This is a genomic window from Pseudomonas sp. BN505 (genome assembly GCF_029873175.1).
Classification (GTDB): domain Bacteria; phylum Pseudomonadota; class Gammaproteobacteria; order Pseudomonadales; family Pseudomonadaceae; genus Aquipseudomonas; species Aquipseudomonas putida.
In genome coordinates this window covers 645,206-671,123 of the sequence record NZ_SSOI01000067.1, presented here as the reverse complement: position 1 = coordinate 671,123, position 25,918 = coordinate 645,206, and the positions used below count along the sequence as shown (strand labels likewise).

General features: G+C 63.7%; 23 protein-coding genes and 1 riboswitch. Of the genes, 9 read left to right on the top strand and 14 right to left on the bottom strand.

Annotated features, from left to right (window positions below):
• Nucleotides 1-40 precede the first annotated feature (40 nt).
• A complete protein-coding gene (locus tag E8E78_RS25470) occupies nucleotides 41-850 on the top strand; it encodes a rhodanese-like domain-containing protein (protein WP_049277980.1) in 810 nt (269 codons plus the stop codon).
• A gap of 9 nt (nucleotides 851-859) precedes the next feature.
• Nucleotides 860-1,723, top strand: coding sequence for an archaetidylserine decarboxylase (asd, locus tag E8E78_RS25465; protein ID WP_049277981.1), 864 nt, complete (start codon nucleotides 860-862; stop codon nucleotides 1,721-1,723).
• Nucleotides 1,724-1,799: 76 nt separating this feature from the next.
• On the opposite strand, the gene serB is transcribed toward asd, so the two are convergent.
• Nucleotides 1,800-3,014, bottom strand: coding sequence for a phosphoserine phosphatase SerB (gene serB, locus E8E78_RS25460; protein ID WP_016501896.1), 1,215 nt, complete (start codon nucleotides 3,012-3,014; stop codon nucleotides 1,800-1,802).
• Between the two features lie 134 nt (nucleotides 3,015-3,148).
• On the opposite strand from serB, the gene E8E78_RS25455 reads away from it, so the two are divergent.
• Nucleotides 3,149-4,606, top strand: a complete 1,458-nt coding sequence (locus E8E78_RS25455; RefSeq protein ID WP_049277984.1) for an AhpA/YtjB family protein — start codon at nucleotides 3,149-3,151, stop codon at nucleotides 4,604-4,606.
• 168 nt (nucleotides 4,607-4,774) lie between these two features.
• Here E8E78_RS25455 and E8E78_RS25450 read toward each other — a convergent pair whose 3' ends face one another.
• The 6 genes from E8E78_RS25450 to E8E78_RS25425 form a co-directional block, all read right to left on the bottom strand.
• A complete protein-coding gene (locus E8E78_RS25450; protein WP_049277987.1) occupies nucleotides 4,775-5,485 on the bottom strand; it encodes an ABC-type transport auxiliary lipoprotein family protein in 711 nt (236 codons plus the stop codon).
• Between the two features lie 172 nt (nucleotides 5,486-5,657).
• Entirely contained in the window at nucleotides 5,658-7,916 is a 2,259-nt protein-coding gene (gene parC / locus E8E78_RS25445) for a DNA topoisomerase IV subunit A (protein ID WP_049277988.1), read from the bottom strand.
• Between the two features lie 10 nt (nucleotides 7,917-7,926).
• On the bottom strand, nucleotides 7,927-8,445 hold the full coding sequence (locus E8E78_RS25440) for a TIGR02281 family clan AA aspartic protease (RefSeq protein ID WP_049277990.1): 519 nt from the start codon (nucleotides 8,443-8,445) through the stop codon (nucleotides 7,927-7,929).
• Nucleotides 8,442-9,428 carry an esterase-like activity of phytase family protein gene (locus E8E78_RS25435; protein WP_280314651.1) on the bottom strand — a complete coding sequence of 329 codons (987 nt, stop codon included), beginning with the start codon at nucleotides 9,426-9,428 and terminating at the stop codon, nucleotides 8,442-8,444. The genes E8E78_RS25440 and E8E78_RS25435 overlap by 4 nt, the downstream gene beginning before the upstream one ends.
• Nucleotides 9,425-11,329: a DNA topoisomerase IV subunit B gene (gene parE / locus E8E78_RS25430; protein WP_016501902.1), complete on the bottom strand. Its 1,905-nt coding sequence runs from the start codon at nucleotides 11,327-11,329 to the stop codon at nucleotides 9,425-9,427. The genes E8E78_RS25435 and parE overlap by 4 nt, the downstream gene beginning before the upstream one ends.
• 35 nt (nucleotides 11,330-11,364) lie before the next feature.
• A complete protein-coding gene (locus E8E78_RS25425; RefSeq protein ID WP_049277992.1) occupies nucleotides 11,365-11,973 on the bottom strand; it encodes a YqiA/YcfP family alpha/beta fold hydrolase in 609 nt (202 codons plus the stop codon).
• 267 nt (nucleotides 11,974-12,240) lie between these two features.
• Between E8E78_RS25425 and E8E78_RS25420 the strand changes: the two genes are divergently transcribed.
• The gene (locus tag E8E78_RS25420) at nucleotides 12,241-13,041 is read left to right on the top strand and encodes an RHS repeat-associated core domain-containing protein (RefSeq protein ID WP_230676091.1); all 801 of its coding nucleotides are present in this window, start codon (nucleotides 12,241-12,243) and stop codon (nucleotides 13,039-13,041) included.
• 38 nt (nucleotides 13,042-13,079) lie between these two features.
• On the opposite strand, the gene cpdA is transcribed toward E8E78_RS25420, so the two are convergent.
• The 3 genes from cpdA to E8E78_RS25405 are packed head-to-tail and all read right to left on the bottom strand — an operon-like array spanning nucleotide 13,080 to nucleotide 14,939.
• On the bottom strand, nucleotides 13,080-13,877 hold the full coding sequence (cpdA, locus tag E8E78_RS25415; protein ID WP_049277996.1) for a 3',5'-cyclic-AMP phosphodiesterase: 798 nt from the start codon (nucleotides 13,875-13,877) through the stop codon (nucleotides 13,080-13,082).
• Between the two features lies 1 nt (nucleotide 13,878).
• The gene (locus E8E78_RS25410) at nucleotides 13,879-14,331 is read right to left on the bottom strand and encodes a DUF1249 domain-containing protein (protein WP_016501905.1); all 453 of its coding nucleotides are present in this window, start codon (nucleotides 14,329-14,331) and stop codon (nucleotides 13,879-13,881) included.
• The gene (locus E8E78_RS25405; RefSeq protein WP_016501906.1) at nucleotides 14,322-14,939 is read right to left on the bottom strand and encodes an NUDIX domain-containing protein; all 618 of its coding nucleotides are present in this window, start codon (nucleotides 14,937-14,939) and stop codon (nucleotides 14,322-14,324) included. Before E8E78_RS25405 ends, E8E78_RS25410 begins: the two co-directional genes overlap by 10 nt.
• A gap of 185 nt (nucleotides 14,940-15,124) precedes the next feature.
• Here E8E78_RS25405 and E8E78_RS25400 point away from each other — a divergent pair, with 185 nt between their 5' ends.
• Nucleotides 15,125-15,871 (top strand): RsiV family protein, encoded by a 747-nt coding sequence (locus E8E78_RS25400; RefSeq protein WP_049277998.1) that lies wholly within the window; start codon nucleotides 15,125-15,127, stop codon nucleotides 15,869-15,871.
• Here the strand turns inward: E8E78_RS25400 and cytX are convergent.
• Together cytX and thiC are read right to left on the bottom strand one after the other, a co-directional pair.
• The gene (cytX, locus tag E8E78_RS25395) at nucleotides 15,840-17,123 is read right to left on the bottom strand and encodes a putative hydroxymethylpyrimidine transporter CytX (RefSeq protein WP_016501908.1); all 1,284 of its coding nucleotides are present in this window, start codon (nucleotides 17,121-17,123) and stop codon (nucleotides 15,840-15,842) included. The two genes, E8E78_RS25400 and cytX, sit on opposite strands and share 32 nt — an antisense overlap.
• A gap of 165 nt (nucleotides 17,124-17,288) precedes the next feature.
• Nucleotides 17,289-19,169, bottom strand: coding sequence for a phosphomethylpyrimidine synthase ThiC (gene thiC, locus E8E78_RS25390; protein ID WP_016501909.1), 1,881 nt, complete (start codon nucleotides 19,167-19,169; stop codon nucleotides 17,289-17,291).
• Between the two features lie 155 nt (nucleotides 19,170-19,324).
• Nucleotides 19,325-19,431, bottom strand: a riboswitch (TPP riboswitch).
• A gap of 160 nt (nucleotides 19,432-19,591) precedes the next feature.
• Between thiC and E8E78_RS25385 the strand changes: the two genes are divergently transcribed.
• A complete protein-coding gene (locus E8E78_RS25385; protein ID WP_016501910.1) occupies nucleotides 19,592-21,025 on the top strand; it encodes a TolC family outer membrane protein in 1,434 nt (477 codons plus the stop codon).
• Nucleotides 21,026-21,139: 114 nt separating this feature from the next.
• Here E8E78_RS25385 and waaA read toward each other — a convergent pair whose 3' ends face one another.
• Both waaA and E8E78_RS25375 read right to left on the bottom strand, forming a co-directional pair.
• Nucleotides 21,140-22,411 (bottom strand): lipid IV(A) 3-deoxy-D-manno-octulosonic acid transferase, encoded by a 1,272-nt coding sequence (gene waaA, locus E8E78_RS25380; RefSeq protein ID WP_280314660.1) that lies wholly within the window; start codon nucleotides 22,409-22,411, stop codon nucleotides 21,140-21,142.
• Between the two features lie 11 nt (nucleotides 22,412-22,422).
• Complete coding sequence (locus tag E8E78_RS25375; RefSeq protein ID WP_043198168.1) at nucleotides 22,423-23,313, bottom strand: LysR family transcriptional regulator; 891 nt, start codon at nucleotides 23,311-23,313, stop codon at nucleotides 22,423-22,425.
• Between the two features lie 87 nt (nucleotides 23,314-23,400).
• On the opposite strand from E8E78_RS25375, the gene E8E78_RS25370 reads away from it, so the two are divergent.
• The 3 genes from E8E78_RS25370 (at nucleotide 23,401) to E8E78_RS25360 (ending at nucleotide 25,879) form a co-directional block, all read left to right on the top strand.
• A complete protein-coding gene (locus E8E78_RS25370; RefSeq protein ID WP_008095055.1) occupies nucleotides 23,401-23,733 on the top strand; it encodes a multidrug efflux SMR transporter in 333 nt (110 codons plus the stop codon).
• Nucleotides 23,734-23,894: 161 nt separating this feature from the next.
• A complete protein-coding gene (locus E8E78_RS25365; RefSeq protein ID WP_049277161.1) occupies nucleotides 23,895-25,070 on the top strand; it encodes an FAD-dependent oxidoreductase in 1,176 nt (391 codons plus the stop codon).
• Nucleotides 25,067-25,879 carry an aldo/keto reductase gene (locus E8E78_RS25360; RefSeq protein WP_049277159.1) on the top strand — a complete coding sequence of 271 codons (813 nt, stop codon included), beginning with the start codon at nucleotides 25,067-25,069 and terminating at the stop codon, nucleotides 25,877-25,879. Before E8E78_RS25365 ends, E8E78_RS25360 begins: the two co-directional genes overlap by 4 nt.
• The last annotated feature ends 39 nt before the right edge of the window (nucleotides 25,880-25,918 follow it).

The window sequence follows — 25,918 nt, the reverse complement described above, 5'->3', positions numbered from 1 at the left end:
TGCGCTACAATCGCCCCTCTTTCCACACTGGAGACCGTGGATGACTGACTTTTCCGGCCTGCCCCTGGTGATCGAAGCCGCGGACCTGCTGCCACGCCTGGGTTCGCCACAGTTGATCCTGGTCGACCTGAGCAGTGCCAACCGCTATGTCAGCGGGCATATCCCCGGCGCACGCTTTGTCGAAGGCAAGCGTACCCAGCTTGGCCAGCCTCCAGCGCCCGGCCTGCTGCCGTCCCTGGGCGAGCTGGAAAAACTGTTCAGCGAACTCGGCCACCGCGACGACGCCGTCTATGTGGTGTATGACGATGAAGGCGGGGGCTGGGCCGGGCGCTTCATCTGGCTGCTCGACGTGATTGGTCACAAGGCCTATCACTACCTCAATGGCGGTATCCAGGCCTGGCCGGCTGACACGCTGTCCACCGACGTGCCCGCCAGCGTCAACAGCCCGGTGCACCTGCGTATCGACAACGCCCCCACCGCCACCCGCGAGTACCTGCAAAGCCGCCTGGGCGCCGATGACCTGGTCATCTGGGACGCCCGCGGCCCGCAGGAATTCAGCGGCGAGAAGGTATTGGCTGCCAAGGGCGGGCACATCCCCGGCGCGATCAACTTCGAGTGGACCGCCGGAATGGACCTCAACGACCACTTGCGCATTCGCCAAGACATCCAAAATGTCCTCGAGCAACTGGGCATCACCCCTGATAAGGAAGTGATCACCCACTGCCAGACCCACCGCCGCTCCGGCTTCACTTATCTGGTGGCCAAGGCCCTCGGCTACCCACGCGTCAAGGCTTACGCCGGCTCGTGGAGCGAATGGGGCAACCACCCGGACACGCCTGTAGAAGTTTAAGGAACCTGCATGAAATCCCGTTTGTTCATCATCAGCCAGTACCTGCTGCCGCACCACCTGCTGTCGCGGCTGGCCGGCTGCATCGCCGAGTGCCGCGCGCGCTGGTTCAAGAATGCCTTCACCGCCTGGTTTGCCAAGCGCTACCAGGTCAACATGTCCGAAGCGCTGGTCGAGGACTTGAGCGCCTACGAGCACTTCAATGCGTTCTTCACCCGCGCCCTGAAGCCGGGTGCCCGCCCGCTGGACGAAACCCCGGGCGCCATCCTGTGCCCGGCCGACGGCGCCGTCAGCCAGCTCGGCCCGATCGAGCACGGCCGCATCTTCCAGGCCAAGGGCCACGGCTTCAGCGCGCAAGAGCTGCTGGGCGGTGACCCGGCCATGGCAGCGCCGTTCATGGGCGGCGAGTTTGCCACCATCTACCTGTCGCCCAAGGACTACCACCGCGTGCACATGCCGCTGGCCGGCACCCTGCGCGAAATGGTCTATGTGCCGGGGCGTCTGTTCTCGGTCAACCAGACCACCGCAGAGAACGTTCCCGAGCTGTTCGCCCGCAACGAGCGCGTGGTCTGCCTGTTCGACACCGAGCGTGGGCCGATGGCCGTGGTGCTGGTGGGTGCGATGATCGTCGCCTCGATCGAAACCGTGTGGGCCGGGCTGGTGACGCCACCCAAGCGTGAGCTGAAAACCTTCCGTTACGACGAAGCCAGCCGCGCGCCGATTCACCTGGAGAAAGGTGCCGAGCTGGGCCGCTTCAAGCTGGGTTCGACCGCCATCGTGCTGTTCGGGCCGGAGCAGGTGAAGTGGGCTGAAAACCTGGGCGCTGGCTCCGCTGTAAGCATGGGGCAATTGTTGGCAGAACCCGCCCAGGCTTGATTCAAGCTGGATGAAAAAGGCCCTGCTCATGCGGGGCCTTTTCATTGGGGCCGCTTCGCAGCCCCAGGTTCCCGGGTCAGCCGCGAGCGTCGCGGTCGCGCAGGCCCAACAGGTACAGCACGCCATCCAGCCCCAGGGTGGAAATGGCTTGCTTGGCCGACTGGCGCACCAGCGGCTTGGCGCGGAACGCTACGCCCAGGCCGGCCAGCGACAGCATCGGCAGGTCGTTGGCGCCATCACCTACGGCGATGGTCTGCTCCAGCTGCAAGCCTTCTTCACTGGCCAACTGTTGCAGCAGCTCGGCCTTGCGCTGGGCATCGACGATCGGCTCGACAGCCACACCAGTCACCTTGCCGTCGACCACTTCCAGCTCGTTGGCGAACACATAGTCGATACCCAGGCGCGCCTGCACCTGGCGGGCAAAGTAGGTAAAGCCACCGGACAGGATCGCGGTCTTGTAACCCAGGCGCTTGAGCTCGGCGAACAGGTTTTCGGCACCCTCGGTCAGGCGCAGCGAGGCACCGATTTCGTCCAGCACACCCACATCCAGGCCCTTGAGCAGCGCCATGCGCTCCTTGAAGCTGGCGCGGAAGTCCAGCTCACCGCGCATGGCGCGCTCGGTGATGGCCGCCACCTGCTCACCCACGCCGGCCGCCTTGGCCAGTTCGTCGATGACTTCGGCTTCGATCAGCGTCGAGTCCATGTCGAACACCGCCAGGCGGCGGTTGCGGCGGAACAGGTCGTCCTTCTGGAAGGCGATGTCGATGCTCAGCGCTTCGGCCAGGGCAAAGAAGTCGGCACGCAGGGCCTGGGCATCGCTCGGCGCGCCGCGCACGGAGATTTCGATGGCCGCTTTGCCCTTGTCGGTTTCGGCATCCAGCGCTACACGCGCCGACAGACGCTCGATACGCTCGATGGTCAGGCCGTACTGGCTTATCACCGCACTCACCCGCTGCAGTTGCTCGGGGGTGATCTTGCGGCTGAGCAGGGTGACGATGTGGCGCGCCTCGCCCTGGCCGTCAGCCCAGTGCTGGTAGTCCGCCTCGGAAATCGGTGTGTAGCGGGCCTGCAGGTTCAGTTCATGGGCCTTGGCCTGCACGCTTTGCAGCAGGGCGGTAGCCACTTCGTTGTCCGGGATGTCGACCAGGATACCGAACGACAAAGTGCCGTGCATGACCGCCAGGCCGATGTCGAGGATGCTCACACCGCCCTGCAGCAGGACGCCGGTGATAGCCGCAGTGAGACCGGGACGGTCCTCACCGGTGATGTTGATCAGGACGATTTCGCGCACAACCTGGCTCCGACTTCGATGAAAAATGCGCATTCTACCGATTTTCCGTGACCATCGGGCGCCAACGATACTTTGCCGACAAAACCCGGGTCGCTATACTGCCCCACACTTTCTGCCATTAAGAGCCGAGCTCAGTGAACCGGCCCACGCCCGTCAAACCAGACAATTTCTTCCTGATGATCTATCGTGCCCTGAGTCAACGTCGCGTGCCGCTGGCATTGCGCATCGCTTGCACCAACATCTTCCTGGTCGCGCTGGCGCTGGTGATCTATGCCTGCGTGATGGGCCTGCAGTTCAAGCAGGCCATGCACGAGCAGGCTGATGCCCTTGGCCAGAGCCTGACTACCCAGACTGCCACCTCGGCGACCGAGCTGCTGGTGTCTAACGACATCCTCAGTCTCAACGTGCTGCTGGGCAACCTGGTGAAAAACCCGCTGGTGGCCCACGCGGCCATCTACAGCGTGGACAACCGCATCCTCGCCGAGGCCGGCCAGCGCCCGCGCAACAGCCTGCTGGGCGAGGCAGAGGGCCTGTACCAGACCAAGATCACCTTCCAGGACGTGACGGCCGGGCAACTGCGCATCAGCCTGGACATGAGCCAGTTCCAGCAGCCGATGCTCATCAGCCTGCAGAGCATGAGCATCATGGCGGCCATCCTGCTGGCCCTGGCCCTCAGCCTGAGCCTGCGACAGGGCCGCTATATCACCCTGCCGCTGCTGCAGTTGCGGGTGTGGCTGCGAGACCCGCAGCCCTATACCCCGGCCACCGACCGCCAGGACGAAATCGGCGACATCGCCCGCCAGCTGCACGCGCGCCTGGCCCCGCCGCCGCCACCGGAGCCAGAGCTGGAGGAAGAGGACGACGAGCATTTCGACGACTTCCACGACGCAGCGCCGGCCCCCAAGGCAGCCCCGCGCTCCAAGGTTGCTGCATTGGCCGAGGACGATGACGACGCAGCCTTTGCCGGCCTGCTGGACGACGACAGTGCGCCCAAAGCCGCCCCGGTCGAATCTGACGAGCCGCAGTACAGCGCCGTGCTTGCCGTGCAACTGGGTTCACAGGAACAACTGCGCCGCCTGCCGCGTACACGCCTGACCGAGCTGACTGACCGCTACCGCGATTGCCTGGAGCATGCTGCCTCGCTCTACGACGGTGAAACCCACACGCTCAACGACGGCAGTACCCTGGTGCTGTTCCACAGCCGCGACTGTGGCGAGGACTACCTGACCAACGCCATCTGCTGCGGCGAGCTGCTGCGCGCGCTGGGCCATGCCCTGCAGATCGAAGTGGCCGACAGCGGCATCACCCTTCAGCTGCAACTGGGCCTGGTCCTGGGCAACGACCTGCAAGGGCTGGAGCTGGTGGACCTGCTGATGGCCGAAAAGGCCCAGGATGCCCTGGCGCTGTCGCAGCACAGCCGCAACCTGTTACTTGTGGAGCGGCAGATCAGCGATGACGCGCTGATTCGCCAGCGTGCCCGCATTCGCCCGATTGCCAGCCCTGAGGGTGCCTGCTGTGTGGAGCGCTTGATGGAGCCTTACCCGTCGATGCTGGAGCGCCAGCTGGCCCGCATGCACGAGCGCCGCGCCTGATAGTTTCCCCCTGTGGGAGCGGGCGCGCCCGCGAATGAGGCGCCGCGGTGCATGGCACCGGCTGCGCCGGTGTTCGCGGGCACGCCCGCTCCCACAAAGGCCGCATCTATCCTTCAGGTACAAAAAAGCCCGCAACAAATGCGGGCTTTTTTATGGGTGGCAGTTCGATCAGAAACGATAGACTTCCATATCGGTGCGAATCGGCGAGGCCATAGGGATCCTGGATTTCTCCGGCCCCTTCTTGACCTGCACCGGTGCAGCGGGCTTTTTCGGTGCGTCTTCGGCAATCGCCGGCTGGTTGGCCAGCGGCTTGACCGCAGTGCTCAGCTGTTCGGCCAGCTTCTGAAGCAGTTGACCCTGGGCCTGAACCTGCGACGACTCGCTGCCCTCGTGCGGCTGCTCGAGGTGAACGATACGGTTGTCACGCACATGGCCACGGCGATCCAGCAGACGCCACTGGGCATCCAGGATGGCCGGCTGGTTTTTGCCTGAGTCAAGGCGTGTGATCGACAACAGCACCTGCACGTCCGGGCTGAAGCCAGCGGTCGCCGGCGCCAGCACAACGCGCTGGCTGTCGAGGCGCCAGGCAAGTTGACGCACCAGCAGCTGGTCGATATCCGACGAAAGGCTACCCGCCCAGCGGCCGTCAGTCGCCGCGCTCAGGCTGCCGTCGGCTTGACGCTGCAGGAACGTTTCACGCTGAAGGTAATCGGCTACCGACACCGGGCCGAGTACCACGGCCATGCCCGCACTCTGCGACGGCTGGCCAGGATCACCACTGTCGAGCTGATACAGGGCAACCGGCTGATGCATGGTGCACCCGCCAAGGCCCAGCAGGCCAGTCATCAACAGCGCAAATGGAAGGCGCAGAAATTTCATCATCCCATCCAGGCGGCCGCCATAAGGCACACCGCAGTGATACATGTAGATTCAAACGGGCACACGACCACGCCGGCACCGCAAGGGCCATATCATCCGCGAAATAACCGTCCGACTCCAGCATTTCTGCCCGGAACGGCGCTGAAATTGCCGTTCCAGACATTTCTGCCCGTTACGCCGGCACTTCCACCTGCAACCCATCGACGCGCTGGAAGCCGCGAGGCAGCTTGCTGCCTCGCCGTCCGCGCTCGCCCTTGTAGTGCTCAAGATCGTCCGCTTTCAGAGACAGGGTACGCTTGCCTGCTTGCAATACAAGGGTCGCACCGTCGGGAATCACGGCCAGATCGGTGACAAATTCTTCACGGCTGGCTACCCGGTCGCCCGGCACGCCAATGATCTTGTTGCCCTTGCCCTTGCCCAGCTGCGGCAAATCGCTGACCTTGAACACCAGCAGGCGGCCTTCGGTGGTCACCGCTGCCAGCCAGTCCTGCTCGCGATTGGCCACCGGGCGTGGGGTCATGACCTTGGCACCGTTGGGAAGGCTGAGCAAACCCTTGCCGGCCTTGTTCTTGGCCTGCAAGTCTTCACCCTTGACCACGAAGCCGTAGCCCGCATCCGAGGCGACCACGTAAAGCGCGTCGTCCTCCGGCAACAGCACACACTCGAAGGTGGCCCCTGGCGGTGGCGTCAGGCGGCCGGTCAGCGGCTCGCCCTGACCGCGTGCCGAAGGCAAGCTGTGAGCCGCCACCGAATAGCTGCGCCCCGTAGAGTCGATGAGCACGGCAAACTGGTTGGAACGCCCGGCTGCAGCGGCCTTGAAGCCATCGCCGGCCTTGTACGACAAGCCGGTGGCGTCGATGTCGTGGCCTTTGGCGCAACGCACCCAGCCCTTCTCCGACAGCACCACGGTGACCGGCTCGGTCGGCATCAGCTCGTTTTCAGACAGGGCCTTGGCTTCGACGCGCTCGACGATTGGCGAACGGCGCGCGTCGCCGTAGGTTTCGGCATCCTTGATCAGTTCGCTGCGCACCAGCTTGCGCAGCTTGGCCTCGCTGCCCAGCAGCGCCTGCAGCTTGGCCTGTTCCTTGAGCAGTTCGTCCTGCTCGCCGCGGATTTTCATCTCTTCCAGGCGCGCCAGCTGACGCAGACGGGTCTCGAGGATGTACTCGGCCTGGATTTCGCTCAGTTCGAACCGGGCAATCAGGGCCTGCTTGGGGTGCTCCTCGGTACGGATGATGTGGATCACTTCATCCAGGTTGAGGAATGCGGTGAGCAAACCATCCAGCAGGTGCAGGCGCCGCTCCACCTTGTCCAGGCGATGCTGCAGCCGGCGGCGAACAGTGTTGGTGCGAAACTCCAACCACTCCACCAAGATCGCACGCAGGTTCTTCAACTGCGGGCGGCCGTCCAGGCCAATGATATTGACGTTGACCCGGTAGCTGCTCTCCAGGTCGGTGGTGGCGAACAGGTGCTGCATCAGTTCGTCGGCATCCACACGGTTGGAGCGCGGGATGATGACGATGCGGCACGGGTTCTCATGGTCGGATTCGTCACGCAGGTCGGCAACCATCGGCAGCTTCTTGGCCTGCATCTGTGCGGCAATCTGCTCCAGCACCTTGGCACCGGAGACCTGATGCGGCAGCGCAGTCACTACGATGTCGCCATCCTCGACGCGGTAAACGGCACGCATGCGGATCGAGCCGCGGCCGCTTTCGTACATCTTGAGGATTTCTGCCCGTGGCGTGATGATTTCCGCCTCGGTCGGGTAATCCGGCCCCTGGATGTGCTCGCACAATTGCTCGATGGTGGCCTTGGGCTCGTCGAGCAGGCGCACGCAGGCGCTGGCCACTTCACGCAGGTTGTGCGGCGGCACGTCGGTCGCCATGCCCACGGCGATACCGGTGGTCCCGTTGAGCAGGATGTTGGGCAGGCGCGCCGGCAGTACGGCCGGCTCCTGCAGGGTACCGTCAAAGTTCGGTACCCAGTCCACGGTGCCTTGGCCAACTTCGCTGAGCAGCACTTCGGCGTAGCGCGACAAACGCGCCTCGGTATAACGCATGGCGGCGAACGACTTCGGATCGTCCGGCGCACCCCAGTTACCCTGGCCGTCGACGAGGGTATAGCGGTAGCTGAACGGCTGCGCCATCAGCACCATGGCCTCGTAGCAGGCCGAGTCGCCATGGGGATGGAACTTGCCGAGCACGTCACCGACGGTACGCGCCGACTTCTTGTGCTTGGCATCGGCATCGAGCCCCAACTCGCTCATGGCATAGACGATGCGTCGCTGCACCGGCTTCAGGCCGTCGCCGATGTGCGGCAAGGCGCGGTCCATGATCACGTACATGGAATAGTTGAGGTAGGCCTGTTCGGTGAAGTCAGCCAGCGAGCGGCGTTCGACGCCGTCCAGGCTGAGTTCCAGTGAGTCGCTCATGCGGGCCTCGTCATTTCAGGTTCTGGCGCAACAGCATGGTGCCGCCGCGCTGGGTAAATTCAAGTTGTTTCAGGGCACTCATGCCCAGCAGTACGATGGGCCCGTCCAGGCCCGGCACCACGGTGGCGCGTACGTCCTGCAGCCGGATATCGCCCAGTTGCAGGCTGGCCAGGCGCGTGCGGTAGCCTTCGGCGCGGCCATTGGCGGTGCTGAGCAGCACCGGGCTGCCGCGCTCAAGGTTCAGGTCATGGGCCAACGCCTCGGGGATCGCCACATCGGTGGCGCCGGTGTCGAGCATGAAATGCACCGCCTGGCCGTTGATGGCGCCATCCACCATGAAGTGGCCCTGGCCGTTGCCCAGCAGGCGCACTTCGACAAAGCCCTCGCCGTGTTCGGATTGCACCTGGGCATTGGGGTTGCGCTTGCTGTCTTCCCACTGGCCGAAAAAGCGCGTGGCAAGGAACATCGCGGCCGCCCACGCGAGGACCATCAGCACCCTGCCCGCCCGTTTGCCCGGCGCCTGGCTCATGACTTGGCGCTCCAGCCACCTTCCGGTGCATCAAAGCGCCAGACGATCGGGCGCGTTTCGCCATCGTCGCGGGCGCCGTTGTTGTTGTCCAGGCCGATCCAGGCGCCCTTGGCATCGATCACAAGGGCTTCGGCCAGGCCGAACGGTTGCGGGTAACGGCGGGCCTCGACCAAGGCGTCGGCAGCAAACGACCAGCAGCGTTCTACCTTGCCGCTGTCGGTATCACGCCGGCAGACCCGGTAGGCATTGCGTTCGAGTGTGAACAGCTTGCCCTCGAACCAGGCCAGGTCGGCAAAATCGCGCGACAGTGCCCGGGCACTGGGCATTTGCGCCGGCTGCATCTCCACCCCGGCCTCGCTCAGCAGCACACAGCTGCGCCCGCAAGTCCACACCGATTGCTGGCGCTCGATGGCCACCAGGCCACGGCGCTCGCGTTCTGCGGCCAGCCACAGGCGATCGCCCGCCGGGTTGATCGCCAAGCCCTCGAACAGCGCATTGAAGTTCAGCAGCATGCCGCTGGCACGGGCCTGGCGCACCATGGCCGGGTCGATCTTCAGCCAGTCCGGCTCGCCTTCCAGCGGTAACTGCAACACGGCGGCATGGGCTTCGCTGGCCAAGTACAGGTTACCCGCCTGGTCACAGGTGATGCCTTCGAAATCCAGCTCGCCCCCGCGAATGTACGACGCCGCCCAATTGCGCGACTTGAGGCCCCAAGGCAGGCCGCTTTCTGGCGGCGGTGGCGGGGTAAAGGTCAGCGGTTGCGCGCGCCAGGTCGGCTTTTGCTGGTCGAAGCGGTAGATGAGGTCATCGTCGCGATCGGACACGCCCCAAAGCCCGCCCCGGCACTCCACCAGGCCAGACAGGTTGCCACCACGCATGCCGTCGATCGGGTGCTCGGCACTGAGCTTCAGCTCCGGCCAGTTACCCGCCAGGGCAGGCAAGGTAACCAGCGCAAGGCAAACGGCAAGTACTTGCCGAATCAAACCATGACCTCGGCCAGGTTGCCTTTGGTCTCCAGCCAGCTCTTGCGGTCACCGGCGCGCTTCTTGGCCAGCAGCTTGTCCATCAGCTCGCAGGTGGCCTCAACGTCGTCCAGGGTCAGCTGCACCAGGCGCCGGGTGTTCGGGTCCATGGTGGTTTCACGCAGCTGTGGCGGGTTCATCTCGCCCAAACCCTTGAAGCGGGTGACCTGTGGCTTGCCGCGCTTCTTCTCGGCCACCAGGCGGTCGAGGATACCGTCACGTTCGGCTTCGTCGAGGGCGTAGTAGATTTCCTTGCCAAGGTCGATGCGGTACAGCGGCGGCATGGCCACGTACACATGCCCGGCCTCGACCAGCGCCCGGAAGTGCTGGACGAACAGCGCGCACAGCAACGTGGCAATGTGCAGGCCGTCGGAGTCGGCGTCGGCGAGGATGCAGACTTTGCCGTAGCGCAGTTGCGCCAGGTCTGTGGCGCCCGGGTCGACGCCGATGGCCACGGCGATGTTGTGCACTTCCTGGCTGGCCAGGACTTCGCCACCGTCCACTTCCCAGGTGTTGAGGATCTTGCCGCGCAGCGGCAGGATCGCCTGGTACTCCTTGTCCCGTGCCTGCTTGGCCGAGCCACCTGCCGAGTCACCCTCGACCAGGAACAGCTCGGCGCGCATCGGGTCCTGGCCGGCGCAATCGGCCAGCTTGCCAGGCAGCGCCGGGCCTTGGGTAATGCGCTTGCGCTCGACCTTCTTGCTGGCCTTGAGGCGGCGCCCGGCGTTGCTGATAGCCAGCTCGGCCAGTTGCATGCCCAGCTCGGGGTGGGCGTTCAGCCACAGGCTGAAGGCGTCCTTGACCACGCCGGAAACAAAGGCAGCCGCCTCGCGCGAGGACAGGCGCTCTTTGGTCTGCCCGGAGAACTGCGGCTCCTGCATTTTCATCGAGAGCACGAAAGAGATGCGCTCCCAGATGTCCTCAGGCGCCAGCTTCACGCCGCGCGGCAGCAGATTGCGGAACTCGCAGAACTCGCGCATGGCATCCAGCAGGCCCTGACGCAGGCCGTTGACATGGGTGCCGCCCTGAGCGGTGGGGATCAGGTTGACGTAGCTTTCCTGGACGCTGTCGCCACCTTCTGGCAACCACAGCAAGGCCCAGTCTGCGGCTTCCTTGTTGCCCGCCAGGCTGCCGCAGAACGGCTCGTCAGGCAGGCGCTGGAACTCGCTGACCGCATCGACCAGGTAGGAACGCAGGCCGTCTTCGTAGTGCCACTCGACCTTCTCGCCACTGGCCTTGTCCTCGAAGCTGACCAGCAGGCCCGGGCACAGCACGGCCTTGGCCTTGAGCACATGCTTGAGGCGGCTGATGGAGAACTTGGGCGAGTCGAAGTACTTGGGGTCGGGGCTGAAGTACACGCTGGTGCCGGTGTTGCGCTTGCCGACCGAGCCGACCACTTCCAGCTCGCTGGCCTTGAAGCCATCGGCGAAGGTCATCTGGTATTCGTTGCCGTCACGCTTGACGCGCACGCGCACCTGGGTCGACAGGGCGTTGACCACCGAGATACCCACACCGTGCAAACCACCGGAGAACTGGTAGTTCTTGTTGGAGAACTTGCCGCCGGCGTGCAGCTTGGTAAGGATCAGCTCGACCCCGGACACGCCTTCTTCCGGGTGGATGTCCACTGGCATGCCACGGCCATCGTCGCTGACTTCCAGCGAGTGGTCGGCATGCAGGATGACCTGCACCGAACGGGCGTGGCCGGCCAGGGCTTCGTCGACACTGTTGTCGATGACTTCCTGGGCCAGGTGGTTGGGGCGGCTGGTATCGGTGTACATGCCCGGCCGCTTGCGGACCGGGTCAAGGCCCGAGAGGACTTCGATGGCGTCTGCGTTATAGGCGCTAGCGCTGGGATTGGCCATAGGGTCTCGTCGTCAGTCTGGTGAGTGCAAAAAAGTCAAAATACAGAAAAATCGAGCGCCGCATACTGCCCGCGAGCAATGCCGGCAAAAGCCAGCAGAGCCGGCAGGCGCTCGGCGAAGCCCTGGAAACCGTGGTCGCCGCCAGCCTGTATACGCAGGGCACATGCACGGTAATAGCGCTCGGCGTGGCGATAGTCCAGGGTTTCATCGGCCGTCTGCAGCCACACTTGATAGCGGCTGGCATCTACCGGGGCCGGCACTTCCAGCTCGGCCAGGGCCTGTACGTGATCGTGGGTCAGTTCCCAGGTTTCACCGCTGTAGTGATTGCGCTGAGTGCCCAGGTACCCGTCAAAATGCTTGTATGGCGTTACCGCCGGGTTCACCAGCAGGGCCTTGAGGCCATGGCGCTCGGCCAGATGGGTGGCATAGTAGCCGCCGAGCGAACTGCCCACCAGCAATGGCGCGCCCAGGTCGGCGATGGCGGCTTCAAGCTGGGCGATAGCCTGCCGCGGGTGGTGATGCAAGGCGGGCACACGTAGCTGGGCCGACCGGCCCAGTTGCTGCATCACGGCTTCGAGCTGGCGCGCCTTGGTCGAAAGCGGCGAGCTGTTGAAGCCATGGATATAGAGGATGGAACCCGACATGCTGCCCCCGGAATCTGTGGCTTCGCGCCTGATGATGCGGGCGCAGGGACGCGCAGTGTAGCGCGTTCGCCGGGTTTTGGCGTAGCAGGACAGACTTGGCCACAAATTCGCACCTCCGGCAAGACTCCAGCTCATTTCGCTTGCTGACATCATCGACATTGAAAAAGGGCAATAACAACCTGGCCTATAGGCGCCTGGCATTTCTAACAGTTGCAGGATCCGGATTTAATAGCATGATTATCCCGAACCAAGAGAGAGGACATTCTAGTGAAAAATCTACTCCCTGCGCATGCGCCTAAAAACAGGCATTACTGCCCTTATGGCTATTCTGCCCCTCCCTCAACCAAAGTTGCACAACTGGGTTATCACGGTGAATATCTGCTGCCAGGCTTCAACCTGTATCTGCTGGGCAATGGGTATCGCTGCTACAGCCCGGCCCTGAGAAGATTTTTCAGTAGCGACAACGCGTCACCCTTTGGCAGAGGCGGATTGAATAGCTACGCAGCCCTGGCGGGCGATCCGATAAATTTCAAGGACCCCGACGGGCATGCTCCCGTCCCGATGAGCCTGGCTCATACAAAAAACCGGCTAAATATCTATGCCTCCACATTCGTTGAACGCAGACGAGCCTTTGTCTTGAAGGAAGGGCTACAGCATCATCGTGTCCTGCAGAGTCAGTTGCCTGAGAGACCTGGCCGAAGTCTCTTGGCCTTACAGGCTAAACAAGATGTCAGTGCGGCAAACTTCAGTATTGTCGGCAGTGCGCATGACCTACAAAACGTAAACAAAAGGGCGCAAAAATTCATTTTTACCAGTGAGGCAGAATTTATCATTGGAGAAACCAGTAAAGCGGTAGATTTCGCTCACCCCCACCTTAATTACTTGGCAACTGGTAACAAAGAAGTCATCTCCGCCGGAATGATCATGAAGGATCAGTCAGGTTATAGCCTGAGCAATGACACAGGGCATTATCATGAAAGCGCGGCGGGACTCGATACAATGGCTGCACCCTTAAAATTCCTGCAGTCAATAGGCGTGAATGCAAAACGCCATACACTGCGGCAATAAATCTATATTGACGTACACCATGAGAGACTACAGCCCGCTCAATATCCTGGACTATCAAAGTCCAGCGCTACGACGAAGTCCTGCGCTCGCTCTACTCCGGTATCGATCCCCCCGTCTGCGTGCAGGCGCAACCAACGGTAACCAGGCTGCTCCAGACTTACCTGAAAGTCCTCGCTGCGCGCCGCGAACTGAATACAGGTCGAGGGGGTGGCCAGCAGGCGACGGCCACCACGCCATTCATCCCACTCCTGGTGCACGTGGCCCCACAGCAAGGCGCGAACCTGTGGATAACGCTCCACGACCGAGAATAGGGCCAGGGCATTGCGTAGGCCGATCGGCGCGATCCAGGCGCAACCGATGTCCACCGGCTGATGGTGCAAGCACACCAGGCAATGTCGCCCACCAGCCTCCTCCAAGGCTGTTTCCAGCAGGGCCAACTGACCATCTTCCAGAAACCCATGGGTGGCCCCTTGCACGGCGGTGTTGAGCATGACTACCCGCCATGCGCCAATATCCGTCACCGCCTGCACCAACTGCGGCGCCACCTGTGCCATGACCCGGGCCTCGTCGTGGTTGCCCGGCAACCAGCGGGTGGGCACGGCAAACGGCGCAGTCAGATCCCGGAACGCTTCATAAGAGGCAACGCTGGCGTCCTGGGACAGATCACCCGTGCACAACAGCAAGTCGACAAGCGGTTGCTCGCGCCGCACCTGGGCCACCACATGGCGCAGGCTGTCACGGGTATTGAGGCCCAGCATGCTGCCGGCCGGGTCGGCGAAAAGATGTGCGTCGGTCAGTTGCACCACATGAACAGGGCGCGTGTTGTCTGGGTACATGTCAGCGAACGCTTGCCAGTTCGTGGCCACAAGCCAGGCAGTGGCTCAGCCATTCACCGAGGAACAGGTTGAGCTGGGCCTTTTCGTCCGGCTGGTGCATGGCCTCATTCGGATACGGGTAAATACTGCGCAGGCGCCGGGTATGTTCGGCGCTGACCACTTCGGCCATGCGTGCATCATGGTACACCTGCACTTCCAGGTGCGGCACCGGCAGCCACGGCAGGCTGTGCTCCTGGCGCACATGCAGGGTGGTGGTGTACGGGCAGGCCAGCACCACGTCCAGTACCAGCACGCCGAGCATCTGGTCGCCCTGGGTCATGCCGATGCGGCGCGAGCTCTGGGTGGTACGCATGTCGGGCAACAGGCGCATCAGCCGGGCGTAGTTGGCCTCGCAGGCAGCCTGCAGCCCGACCAGGTCGACTCGATAGCGCTCGCGCAGCAGGTTCACTTCCACATACCTCGTACTTCGTCACGGTTCAGCGCCAGCCATTGCAAGCCGATGATAGTCGCCGCGTTGCAGATGCGCCCGTCGCGCACCGCCTGCAAGGCATCCTCGAACGACCACACGCGCACGCGGATGTCTTCGCCCTCTTCTTCCAGGCCATGCAGCCCGCCCGCGCCCTCGCTGCTGCAACGGCCAAGGAACAGGTGAACGTACTCGTCACTGCCGCCCGGCGACGGGAAGTAGCGGGTCATCGGCCACAAGGCGCTGAACGTCAGGCCGGCTTCTTCCTCGGCTTCGCGGTGGGCGACTTCCTCGGGTTGCTCATCCTTGTCGATCAGCCCGGCAACCATCTCGATCAGCCAGGGGTTGGCGACCTTGTCCAGTGCGCCGACGCGGAACTGCTCGATCAGCACCACTTCGTCGCGCAACGGGTCGTAAGGCAGCACACACACCGCATCATGGCGCACAAACAGTTCGCGGCTGATCTCGCGGCCCATACCCCCGGCAAACAGCTCGTGGCGCAGGTGCACCTTGTCGAGCTTGTAGAACCCCTGGAAGCAGTTGGCCCGCTTGACGATCTCGACCGCCTTGGGCACCGAATTCAACGTGTCTGACATGGAAATCCTCATTACCTCAATTACCGCATCGCGCCATCCTACTCTGCACGCTTTCGCGTTTCACCCCTTTCCGGCAACCGTTCGCACACTCGGGACAGCGCGTCTTCACTCTGTTAGCTTAGTGGCGAACTGAAGGCCGCGCAGACGGTCAAAGGCCGACTTTTCCCTGTTCTGCAAGGATCATCATGACACTTGTCAAACTGACTTCCGTGGCCGTGCTGGCACTCGCTCTGGGCGCCTGCCAGAGCCTGTTCACGCCCAACTACCGGGCCCCGCTCGAGGTCAAGCGCGACGCCTGGGAGCATGTCAAACCCGGCTGCAGCGAAACCGACTGCCCGCTGGTGAACATCGACATGGTCCACTTCCCGGCCCTGCCCGCGCTCGACGGCATCGTCGAAAAACGCCTGCTGCAACTGACCGAAGACAATCAGCATGGCACCGCGCCAAGCACCTTGCAGGCCTACGAACAGCAATACCTGGCCAGTGCCGACAAACGTAACAGCAGTTATCTACAAGCCAAGGTACGTGAGCAGCATGACGGGCTGGTGATCATCGAGTTGTCCAGCTACCTGGACAGCGGTGGCGCCCACGGCATGCCTGGGCGCGGCTTCATCAACTATTCGCGCAAGCTGGACAAGGTGCTGACCCTGCAGGACATGCTGGTGCCAGGCCAGGAGGACACCTTCTGGAAAACCGTCGAGGAGTCGCACCGCGCCTGGCTTATGAGCGTGGGCATGGACAAGGACGCCGAGTTCGTCAAAACCTGGCCGTTCAAGAAGTCGCCGCACATCGCCCTGACGTACGGCGCAGTAGTGGTCAAGTACGAGGTCTATGCCATCGCGCCCTATTCCATGGGCCACGTGGAACTGAAGATCCCCTACCCACGCCTGAATGGCGTACTCAAGCCTGAACTGTTTCCCGGCCGCGGCTAAGGCTCAGTAACCCATGCAGCACACCTGCCAGCAGCAATGCTGGCAGGGTAGCCCCCAGTTCCGGTGCCTGCGCGGCAATCAGGTGGTAGACCGCCACCCCCGCAAACCAGGCCACCAGCGCCTGCCAGTGCAAGCCGCCGACCTGTGCCGGCAAGCGGCGACGACGAACCACGTAGTGGTCCATCAACACCACGCCGAACAGCGGCGCGAACACCGAACCGATCAGCAGCAGGAAGTTCTCGTACTGGGCCAGTGGCGCCAGCAGGGCGATCAGGGTGCACAGCACGCCGATGGCCAGCGCCAGGTGCTCGACCTTCACAGGCACCAGCACGCCGGTGGAAACCGCTGCCGAGTGGATGTCGGCGAAGGCCTTTTCCGACTCGTCCAGCAGAATGAGCAGCAACGGAATGCCCATGCCGGCGCCGGCCAGGGCCAGCAGCAGGGCATTGACCTCGCCACTGGCAGCGAAGGCCAGGGTGTAGGCCACGCCCAGGCTCATCAGCCAGGTGTTGCCGATGAAATAGCCAATGACCGTGCCGCCGAACACGTGCTTGCCGTTGCGGGCGAAGCGCGAGTAGTCGGCGATCAGCGGCAGCCAGGACAGCGGCATGGCGATGACGATGTCGAAGCCCACGGCCAGCGACATCGAACCGTCACCGGCGCGGCCCCACAGTTCGGCCAGGTCGGCCTTGGCGAACAGATTCCAGGTCAGCCACAGGCAAGCCCCCAGCAGCACCCAGATACCCCAGGCGCGCAGCACCTTGCGTACGAAGGCCAGCGGCCCGCTGACGGCCAGCAAGGTAGCCAGGGCTCCAAAACACAGGGTCCAGAGCATCGGGCTGTTCCAGGCACTGTCTTCGCCGAACGCGCGCGCGCCCAGCAGGCTGGCGGCATCGCGCATGACGATGATCTCGAATGCGCCCCAACCTACCAGTTGCAGCAGGTTGAGCACAGCCGGCAAGCGCGCACCATGGCTGCCCAGGCTGAGCTTCAGGGTGCCCATGGCCGAAAGACCGGTGTCGCTGCCGATGACACCGGCGGCGCCCAGCAACAGCACACCCACGCCGGTGCCCAAGGCGATGGCCAGCACCGCGCCGGCAAGGCCAAGGCCTGGGGCGAGCATGGCGCCGACTTGCAGCACCATCAGGCCGATGCCGAGGGAGAACCACAGCGAGAACAGGTCGCGGGCGCCGAAGATGCGCTGGTGGGTGGGGACCGGGTGGTCGGGGGAGAACTGGCTGGGTGATGTCATGGTTGGCGCTCGCCGGCAATGTTGTTGGTGTTCTTGGCGAGGACTTCGTCCTCGAATCGCGACGCAAGGCCGCTCCCACAAGGGCCGCGCAGGCCTTGAACCTTGTGCGGTCCCTGTGGGAGCGGCCTTGTGTCGCGAAGGGGCCGCACAGCGGCCCCAGCGTTCTTACACTTTCTGGTACAGCTGGCTGCCTTCCTGGCGGAAACGCTCGGCCTGCTCACGCATGCCTTGCTCGACCGTCACATCCACGGCCTCGATCTTGGCAGCGTACTCACGCACTTCCTGGGTGATTTTCATCGAGCAGAACTTCGGCCCGCACATCGAGCAGAAGTGCGCAACCTTTGCCGACTCCTTCGGCAGGGTCTCGTCGTGGAAGGCACGGGCGGTGTCCGGGTCCAGGCCGAGGTTGAACTGGTCTTCCCAGCGGAACTCGAAGCGTGCCTTGGACAGGGCGTTGTCGCGAATCTGCGCGCCTGGGTGGCCCTTTGCAAGGTCGGCGGCGTGGGCGGCGATCTTGTAAGTGATGATGCCGGTCTTGACGTCGTCCTTGTTCGGCAGGCCCAGGTGCTCCTTGGGCGTGACGTAGCAGAGCATGGCGCAACCGAACCAGCCGATCATCGCCGCACCAATGCCCGAGGTGATGTGGTCGTAGCCCGGTGCAATGTCGGTGGTCAGCGGGCCGAGGGTGTAGAACGGCGCCTCGTCGCAGCACTCCAGCTGCTTGTCCATGTTCTCCTTGATCAACTGCATCGGCACGTGGCCCGGGCCTTCGATCATGCACTGCACGTCGTGCTTCCAGGCAATCTTGGTCAGCTCGCCGAGGGTTTCCAGCTCACCGAACTGCGCAGCGTCGTTGGCGTCGGCGATCGAGCCGGGGCGCAGGCCGTCACCCAGCGAGAAGCTGACGTCGTAGGCCTTCATGATTTCGCAGATCTCGTCGAAGTGCGTGTACAGGAAGTTTTCCTTGTGGTGCGCCAGGCACCACTTGGCCATGATCGAGCCACCGCGGCTGACGATGCCGGTGACGCGCTTGGCGGTCAGCGGCACATAGCGCAGCAGCACACCGGCGTGGATGGTGAAGTAGTCCACGCCCTGCTCGGCCTGCTCGATCAGGGTGTCGCGGAACAGCTCCCAGGTCAGGTCTTCGGCCACGCCGTTGACCTTTTCCAGGGCCTGGTAGATCGGCACGGTACCAATCGGCACCGGCGAGTTGCGGATGATCCACTCGCGGGTTTCGTGAATGTGCTTGCCGGTGGACAGGTCCATGACCGTGTCCGAGCCCCAGCGGATGCCCCAGGTCAGCTTGGCCACTTCTTCCTCGATCGAGGACCCCAGGGCACTGTTGCCGATGTTGCCGTTGATCTTCACCAGGAAGTTGCGGCCGATGATCATCGGCTCCACTTCCGGGTGGTTGATGTTGGCCGGAATGATCGCGCGGCCACGGGCGATTTCCTGGCGGACGAATTCGGGGGTGATTTCTTTCGGGATGTTGGCACCGAAGCTGTGGCCGGCGTGCTGCTCGTTCAGCAGGCCAGCAGCGCGGGCTTCTTGCAGCTTCATGTTCTCGCGGATGGCGACGTATTCCATCTCGGCGGTGATGATGCCCTGACGGGCATAGTGCATCTGCGAGACGTTGGCGCCAGCCTTGGCACGGCGCGGGTTGCGCACGTGGGCGAAACGCAGCTTGGCCAGTTCGGCGTCGTTCAGGCGCTGCTGGCCGAAGTCGGAACTGAGCCCGCCCAGGCGCTCGGTGTCACCGCGCGCCTCGATCCACGCCGAACGCACGTCGGCCAGGCCCTTGCGCACATCAATGATCACGTCGGGGTCGGTGTACGGGCCGGACGTGTCGTAGACCAGTACCGGCGCGTTGGTCTCGCCGCCGAAATCGGTCGGGGTATCGTCCAGGCTGATTTCACGCATGGGCACGCGGATGTCCGGGCGCGAGCCTTCGACATAGATCTTGCGCGAGCGCGGGAACGGTTGCACGGACTGCTGATCGACTTGTGCCGATTCGCTGAGGTTGATCGCTTTTTCTTGCTTGGTCATCACAGGCTCTCCAGACGGCTTCCTAGCAGTGGAATGTCGGGGAGAACCTGAAAAGCGCGGACGCACCCATGGACGAGTGCAGTGCCGGATATGGGGGTGCCTGAAGCTGCATGCAGCTGCGACATTCCCGGACCTGGCACAAGAGGCTCCCCGGGAAGGCGAGCAATCTTGTTCCCTACGCAGGCGCTAACCTGATCAGGTTCAACGGGATCCGCACCTCTGCGATCTCAGCCTTTGCTTCAAGGCACCCCGACAAGAACATGCGCAGTCTAGACTGGAGTGGTCGGCAAAGCCAAGCGGGTAAATGCGCGGTTGATGAAAGGCATACCGGGCGATTGTTGCCAGGGGCGCATGGCACTACACTGGCCCGTCACTCGATACTCAACAGTTCAGTAATTAAATTTCGTACAAGGATTGCCTCTATGCTGCGCAAACTCTCACTGGCGATTGCCGTGTCTTGTGCGTCCAACGGAGTGGCCTGGGCAGTGGACGTGCCCTCGACAGTCAAAACCGACCTGGTCAGCGTTTATCAGGAAGCGGTAGACAACAACGCCGACCTGGCTGCGGCACGCGCCGACTATGGCGCCCGCCGCGAAGTGGTACCGCAGGCCCGCGCCGGGCTGCTGCCAAACCTCTCGGCCGATGCCGAAATGCTGAACACCCGCACCAAGCTGGACGAGCCTTCCATCACCTCCAACCGCAGCGGCAACTCATGGAGCGCGACCTTGGCCCAGCCAATCTTCCGCGCTGATCGCTGGTTCCAGTTGCAGGCGGCCGAAGCAGTCAACGAACAGGCCGCGCTGGAGCTGTCGGCCACTGAACAGAACCTGATCCTGCAAACCGCGCAAAACTACTTCGCCGTGCTGCGCGCGCAGGACAACCTGGCCGCCACCAAGGCCGAGGAATCCGCGTTCAAGCGCCAGCTGGACCAGTCCAACGAACGCTTCGATGTGGGCCTGTCGGACAAGACCGACGTGCTGCAATCCCAGGCCAGCTATGACACGGCCCGTGCCAACCGGATCATCGCCGAGCGCCAGGTGCAGGATGCCTTTGAAGCGCTGGTCACCCTGACCAACCGTGAATACACCTCGATTCAAGGCGTGGTGCATACCCTGCCGGTGCAGGTACCAACGCCAAACGACGCCAAGGCCTGGGTCGAAACCGCCGGCCGCCAGAACCTCAACCTGTTGGCCACCAACTATGCGGTTTCCGCCGCCGAAGAGACCCTGCGCCAGCGCAAGGCCGGCCATGCGCCGACCCTGGATGCAGTGGCCAAGTACCAGAAGGGTGACAACGACAACCTCGGCTTTACCAACCCTTCGCAGTTGGGCGTGCGCTACAGCGGCGACGTGGAACAGACCAGTGTTGGCCTGCAGTTGAACATCCCGATCTACAGCGGTGGCCTGACCAGCTCGCAGGTACGCGAGGCCTACCAGCGGCTGAGCCAGAGCGAACAGCAACGTGAAAGCCTGCGCCGCCAAGTGGTGGAAAACACCCGCAACCTGCACCGCGCGGTGAACACCGATGTGGAACAGGTGCAAGCACGCAAGCAGTCGATCATCTCCAACCAGAGCGCGCTGGAAGCCACCGAAATCGGCTACCAGGTGGGTACCCGCAACATCGTCGACGTGCTCGATGCCCAGCGCCAGCTGTACACCTCGGTGCGCGACTACAACAACAGCCGCTATGACTACATCCTCGACAACCTGAGCCTGAAGCAGGCGGCCGGCACCCTCAGCCCGCAAGACCTGCAGGACCTCAAGCGCTACCTGAAACCGGACTACAACCCGGACAAGGACTTCCTGCCGCCAGACCTGGCTGCAGCAGCGGCCAAGAACTTTGAGCGCCGCCCTTGAGTTAGGTGATGATTTCTTCGCGGGCTCGCCCGCTCCCACAGGGTTTGCACAGCCCTCGAACCCTGCATCAGGCCTGTGGGAGCGGGCGAGCCCGCGAAGAAGCCAGTGCAAAAGTCAGCGGATAAGCGCATCCAGGCCATCGAGCAAGCGCTGCAACGCGCCCTGATTGGCCCGCATCACCGCCCTGCCCGCCTCGCCCATGCGCTGGGCGTCCTGCGGCAGTTCCACCAGACGGCGCACCGCACCGGCCAGCCCGTCAGCATCATCAACCTGCTGCAACCCACCCGCCTCGCGCAGCATCGCGCTGATTTCGAGGAAGTTGAACACATGTGGCCCCATGAGCACCGGCAAGGCCAGCGCCGCAGGCTCCAACGGATTGTGCCCACCGGTCGGCACCAGGCTGCCACCGACGAAGGCAATGTCGACCAGGGCATACAGGAACAGCAGTTCGCCCATGGTGTCGCCCAGCAACACGCGGGTTTGCGCATCGACCGGCGCTGCCGAAGAACGGCGCACAGTGGTGAATTGCTCGCTGCACAGCGCATGCACCGCATTGAATCGCTCGGGATGGCGCGGCACCAGGATCAGCAAGGCATCGCCATGCACCTGCAACAACTGCCGATGCGCCTGCAAAATCAGCGCATCCTCGCCGTCATGGGTACTGGCGGCAATCCACACCGGGCGCTGTTCGGCCCCCCAATGCTTACGCAATGCCCTGGCACGCGGTAGGAGTTGCTCATCGATCTTCAGGTCGAACTTGATCGAGCCCGTGACCTGCACGCACTCAGGGCGCGCCCCCAGGGCACGGAAGCGTTGTGCCTCGGTTTCGGTCTGCACGGCGATCAGGCTCATTTCCGCCAGCATCGGCCGAGTCAGTTTGGCAAAGCGCCCGTAGCCGCGTGCCGAACGCTCGGACAATCGCGCGTTGGCCAGCGCTACCGGAATCCCGCGTTTGGCGCACTGGTGGATATGGTTGGGCCACAGCTCGGTTTCCATGATGATGCCAAGCTTCGGCTGCACATGGTCGAGAAATCGTCCGGCCGCCCACGGCAGATCGTAGGGCAGGTAGCAATGCTGTACGCGTGGTTCGTCGGCGAACATGGCGCGAATACGCTCGGAACCGGTCGGTGTCATGCAGGTAAGCGTGATCGGCAATTCCGGGTAGGCCTTGAGCAAGGCACGCACCATGGGCGCGGCGGCAATGCTCTCGCCAACCGACACAGCATGTACCCAGATGCCGCCCTGGCGCATTGCCGGCAGCTTGCAAGCAAAGCGCTCGCCGATACGTTGCCCATAGGCAGGCGCCTTGCGTGCGCGCAGGTACAGGCGCAGCGCAACCAGCGGCAGGCCCAGGTGAAACAGCAAGGTATAGAGTGTTCTGTTCATGGCGCCGGAGTTTACCCGATCGCGCGCAGGTGCACCGCAAAGCGCTCGGCCAGCCACTGGGCGGCCGGCCCCAGGGGCGCATCACGGCGCCAGGCCAGTTCCGCCACCAGCGCCGGCGGGCGCCACTCGCTATCGAGCTCGACCATGTGCGCCTGGTAGGTCGGGTACTGCACCACGTGCCGCGGCAACCAGGCCCAGCCCAGGCCGCGCATCAGCAGTTCGGCCATGGCGTAGAAGCTGTCGGCACGCCATACCTGCGGGCTGATCGCCTCGCCGCCTGGGTAACCGCTTTGTTGTGGCGTGATCAGCAACTGCCGGTGGCGCGCCAGTTGCTGGCGGGTGACCCGGCCTTCGCCCGCCAGCGGGTGGCCGACTGCGCAAACCGTGACCATCTCCACACTGCCCAGCGCCCGCCGCTCCAGCGATGCCGGGATGCTTTCGTGGTGGAAGAACAGGCCCAGGTCGGCGCGCCGCTCCACCAGCTTGCGCGCCACATCGCCCTGGGCACCGCTGGCCAGTTGCACCTCCAGGAACGGGTAGCGGCTGGCCAGCTCGTCCAGGCTGTCGATCACCGGCTGGTAAGGCATGGCTTCGTCCTGGGCAACCCGCAGCAAGGCCTCCTGCCCGCGCATCAGGGCCAGGGCACGGCCATCCAGGTGCTCGCACTGACGCAACAGTTCGCGGGCATCTTCCAACAACGCGCTGCCATTTTCGGTCAGCTTCGGTTGCCGGCCGCTGCTGCGCTCGAACAACGTGACACCCAGGTCTGCTTCCAGCAGGGCGATGGCATTGCTGATCGCCGATTGAGCCTTGCGTTGTTCGCGGGCAACGGCAGAAAAGGAGCGCAACTCGGCGACGCGCAGAAAAATTCGCAGCTGCTCCAGGTTCCATTGCTCAGCCATCAACCTATCCCCATATCTGATAGGTAATGACTTTACCGCATCTGGGCAAGGTCTAGAATGCCCGACCAGTTACCAGAGGACCCCGCCATGAATGCCTATACCTATCTCGCCATCGCCATCTGCGCCGAAGTCATCGCCACTGCCTCCATGAAAGCAGTGAAAGGCCTGAGCACGCCACTGCCCCTGCTGCTGATGGTGGTTGGCTACGGCATTGCGTTCTGGATGCTGACCCTGGTGGTGCGCAGCATTCCGGTGGGAATCGCCTACGCCATCTGGTCGGGGCTGGGGATTGTGCTGATCAGTGTGGCGGCGCTGGTGATCTATGGGCAGAAGCTGGATGTGCCGGCGATGCTGGGCATGGCCATGATTGTGGGTGGGGTGGTGGTGATTCAGCTGTTTTCCAAGACAGCCGGGCATTGAGACAACCTGTGCGCGCCTCATCGCCGGCAAGCCAGCTCCCACAGGGATAGTGGAAGTTGCAGACTCTGCACTATCCCTGTGGGAGCTGGCTTGCCGGCGATAGGGCCCTCACAGGTATAGCCTGTATACTTGCCAGCTGTCCCAGTCTTCGAGGTACCGCCATGCCATCTGCCATTTCCACTGACGTGCTGATCGTCGGCGCCGGGGTCGCAGGCCTCTGGCTCAATGCCCGCCTGCGCCGTCAGGGCTACTCGACAGTGCTGGTGGAACGCGCCAGCCTTGGCGGTGAGCAGACGATAAAGTCGCAGGGCATTATCCACGGCGGCACCAAGTACGCCCTGCACGGTGCCCTTACCGGCGCTTCGGAAGCCATCGCCGACATGCCGCGCCGCTGGCGTGAGGCCTTGGCTGGCGACGGCGAACTCGACCTCGGCCGTACCCGTCTGCTCTCCGATGCCCACTACCTGTGGTCACCCGGCACCCTGGCCGGCAACCTCACCAGTTTCTTCGCCAGCAAGGCCGTACGCGGCCGGGTCGACCAGGTCAAGGGCGACCAGCTGCCGCCCGCGCTGCAGGACCGCGCCTTCAAGGGTAAGGTCTATCGCTTGGCAGAACTGGTGATTGATGTCCCGAGCCTGCTGGCCAACCTGGCCGAGCTGGCCGGCGACTCCTTGCTTGCAGGTGAGCGCATCGAACCATTGCGTGAAGGTGATGCCTTGGTCGGCCTGCGCGTGGTTGACCGGGAAATCCGTGCCCAGCGCATCGTGTTGAGCGCCGGAGCCGGCACCGAAGGTTTGCTGCAGGCGCTGGGCCTGGACCAGCCCGCCATGCAAACACGCCCGCTGCACATGGTCATGGCCAAGGGCCCGAACCTCAAACCTTTGTACGCCCACTGCCTCGGTGGCGGGCCCAAGCCACGGGTGACGGTAACCACCCACCCGGCAGCCGATGGCCAGTGGGTGTGGTACCTCGGCGGCGACCTGGCGGAAGCCGATGGCGTAGCGCGCGAGCCTGCAGCGCAGATTGCTGCGGCACAGAAGGAAATCGCCAACCTGTTGCCATGGGTTGACCAGAGCCTGGTGCGCTGGGCCACCCTGCGCGTCGACCGCGCCGAACCTGCGCAATCCGGCCTGGTACGCCCGGACAACGCCTTCCTTGCCGACCAGCAGCGCCTGCTGGTGGGCTGGCCGACCAAGCTGGCCCTGGCACCGGACTTCAGTGACCGGGTCATCGCCCATCTGGAGCGCGACGGCATCCGCCCGCAGGCACAAGCCGACCTGGCCGACCTGCCACGCCCCCCTCTGGGCGTGCCGGCCTGGGAGCAACTGCTGCCATGAGCCTGCCCACCCTGCACGACTTCCAACGCCCGCTGGGCAGCACCGGTTTCCAGGTTTCGCCACTGGGCCTGGGCACGGTCAAGCTGGGCCGCGACCAAGGTGTGAAGTACCCCACCGGTTTCACCATCCCCGACGATGGCGAAGCCCGCATGCTGCTGGCCCAGGCCCGCCAGCTGGGTATCAACCTGATCGACACCGCCCCCGCCTATGGCCGCAGTGAAGAACGCCTGGGCCCGCTGCTGCGCGGCCAACGCGATGAGTGGGTGATCGTCAGCAAGGTCGGCGAAGAATTCGACAACGGCCAGTCGCACTTCGACTTCAGTGCCGCCCACACCCGTCTTTCGGTAGAGCGCAGCCTGCGCCGCCTGGAAACCGACCGCATCGAACTGGTGCTGGTGCATTCCGACGGCAACGACCTGGCGATCCTCGAACAGCAGGAGGTCTACCAGACCCTGGCGGAGCTCAAGCAAGAGGGCAAGATCCTCGGCTTCGGCCTGTCCGGCAAGACCGTGGCCGGTGGCCTGAAAGCACTGGAACAAGGCGACTGCGCCATGGTTACCTACAACCTCAACGAGCAGGCAGAACGCCCGGTGCTGGACTACGCTGCCGAACACGGCAAGGCCATCCTGGTAAAGAAGGCCCTGGCCAGCGGGCATGTCTGCCTGGCCCCGGGCGTTGACCCGGTGCAGGCGAGCTTCGAGCTGCTGTTCGCCCACCCGGGCGTCAGCAGTGCTATCGTCGGCACCATCAATCCGCTGCACCTGGCCCACAACGTGGCCACCGTCGCCCGCATCCTGGGCCAGCACTGAGTTGCCCCTGGCCCACCAAGGGCCAGGAGAATGACCCGA

Excerpts from the sequence above, each read along its gene's own strand:
- E8E78_RS25365 (WP_049277161.1), top strand. The coding sequence starts at position 23,895 with ATGCCATCTGCCATTTCCACTGACGTGCTGATCGTCGGCGCCGGGGTC.
- parC (WP_049277988.1), bottom strand. The coding sequence starts at position 7,916 with ATGAGCGACTCACTGGAACTCAGCCTGGACGGCGTCGAACGCCGCTCG.
- E8E78_RS25375 (WP_043198168.1), bottom strand. The coding sequence starts at position 23,313 with ATGGCTGAGCAATGGAACCTGGAGCAGCTGCGAATTTTTCTGCGCGTC.
- E8E78_RS25470 (WP_049277980.1), top strand. The coding sequence starts at position 41 with ATGACTGACTTTTCCGGCCTGCCCCTGGTGATCGAAGCCGCGGACCTG.
- E8E78_RS25450 (WP_049277987.1), bottom strand. The coding sequence starts at position 5,485 with ATGAAATTTCTGCGCCTTCCATTTGCGCTGTTGATGACTGGCCTGCTG.
- E8E78_RS25360 (WP_049277159.1), top strand. The coding sequence starts at position 25,067 with ATGAGCCTGCCCACCCTGCACGACTTCCAACGCCCGCTGGGCAGCACC.
- asd (WP_049277981.1), top strand. The coding sequence starts at position 860 with ATGAAATCCCGTTTGTTCATCATCAGCCAGTACCTGCTGCCGCACCAC.
- E8E78_RS25440 (WP_049277990.1), bottom strand. The coding sequence starts at position 8,445 with ATGAGCCAGGCGCCGGGCAAACGGGCGGGCAGGGTGCTGATGGTCCTC.
- E8E78_RS25370 (WP_008095055.1), top strand. The coding sequence starts at position 23,401 with ATGAATGCCTATACCTATCTCGCCATCGCCATCTGCGCCGAAGTCATC.
- E8E78_RS25385 (WP_016501910.1), top strand. The coding sequence starts at position 19,592 with ATGCTGCGCAAACTCTCACTGGCGATTGCCGTGTCTTGTGCGTCCAAC.
- E8E78_RS25400 (WP_049277998.1), top strand. The coding sequence starts at position 15,125 with ATGACACTTGTCAAACTGACTTCCGTGGCCGTGCTGGCACTCGCTCTG.
- thiC (WP_016501909.1), bottom strand. The coding sequence starts at position 19,169 with ATGACCAAGCAAGAAAAAGCGATCAACCTCAGCGAATCGGCACAAGTC.
- cpdA (WP_049277996.1), bottom strand. The coding sequence starts at position 13,877 with ATGTACCCAGACAACACGCGCCCTGTTCATGTGGTGCAACTGACCGAC.
- cytX (WP_016501908.1), bottom strand. The coding sequence starts at position 17,123 with ATGACATCACCCAGCCAGTTCTCCCCCGACCACCCGGTCCCCACCCAC.
- E8E78_RS25405 (WP_016501906.1), bottom strand. The coding sequence starts at position 14,939 with ATGTCAGACACGTTGAATTCGGTGCCCAAGGCGGTCGAGATCGTCAAG.
- E8E78_RS25425 (WP_049277992.1), bottom strand. The coding sequence starts at position 11,973 with ATGTCGGGTTCCATCCTCTATATCCATGGCTTCAACAGCTCGCCGCTT.
- waaA (WP_280314660.1), bottom strand. The coding sequence starts at position 22,411 with ATGAACAGAACACTCTATACCTTGCTGTTTCACCTGGGCCTGCCGCTG.
- parE (WP_016501902.1), bottom strand. The coding sequence starts at position 11,329 with ATGGCCAATCCCAGCGCTAGCGCCTATAACGCAGACGCCATCGAAGTC.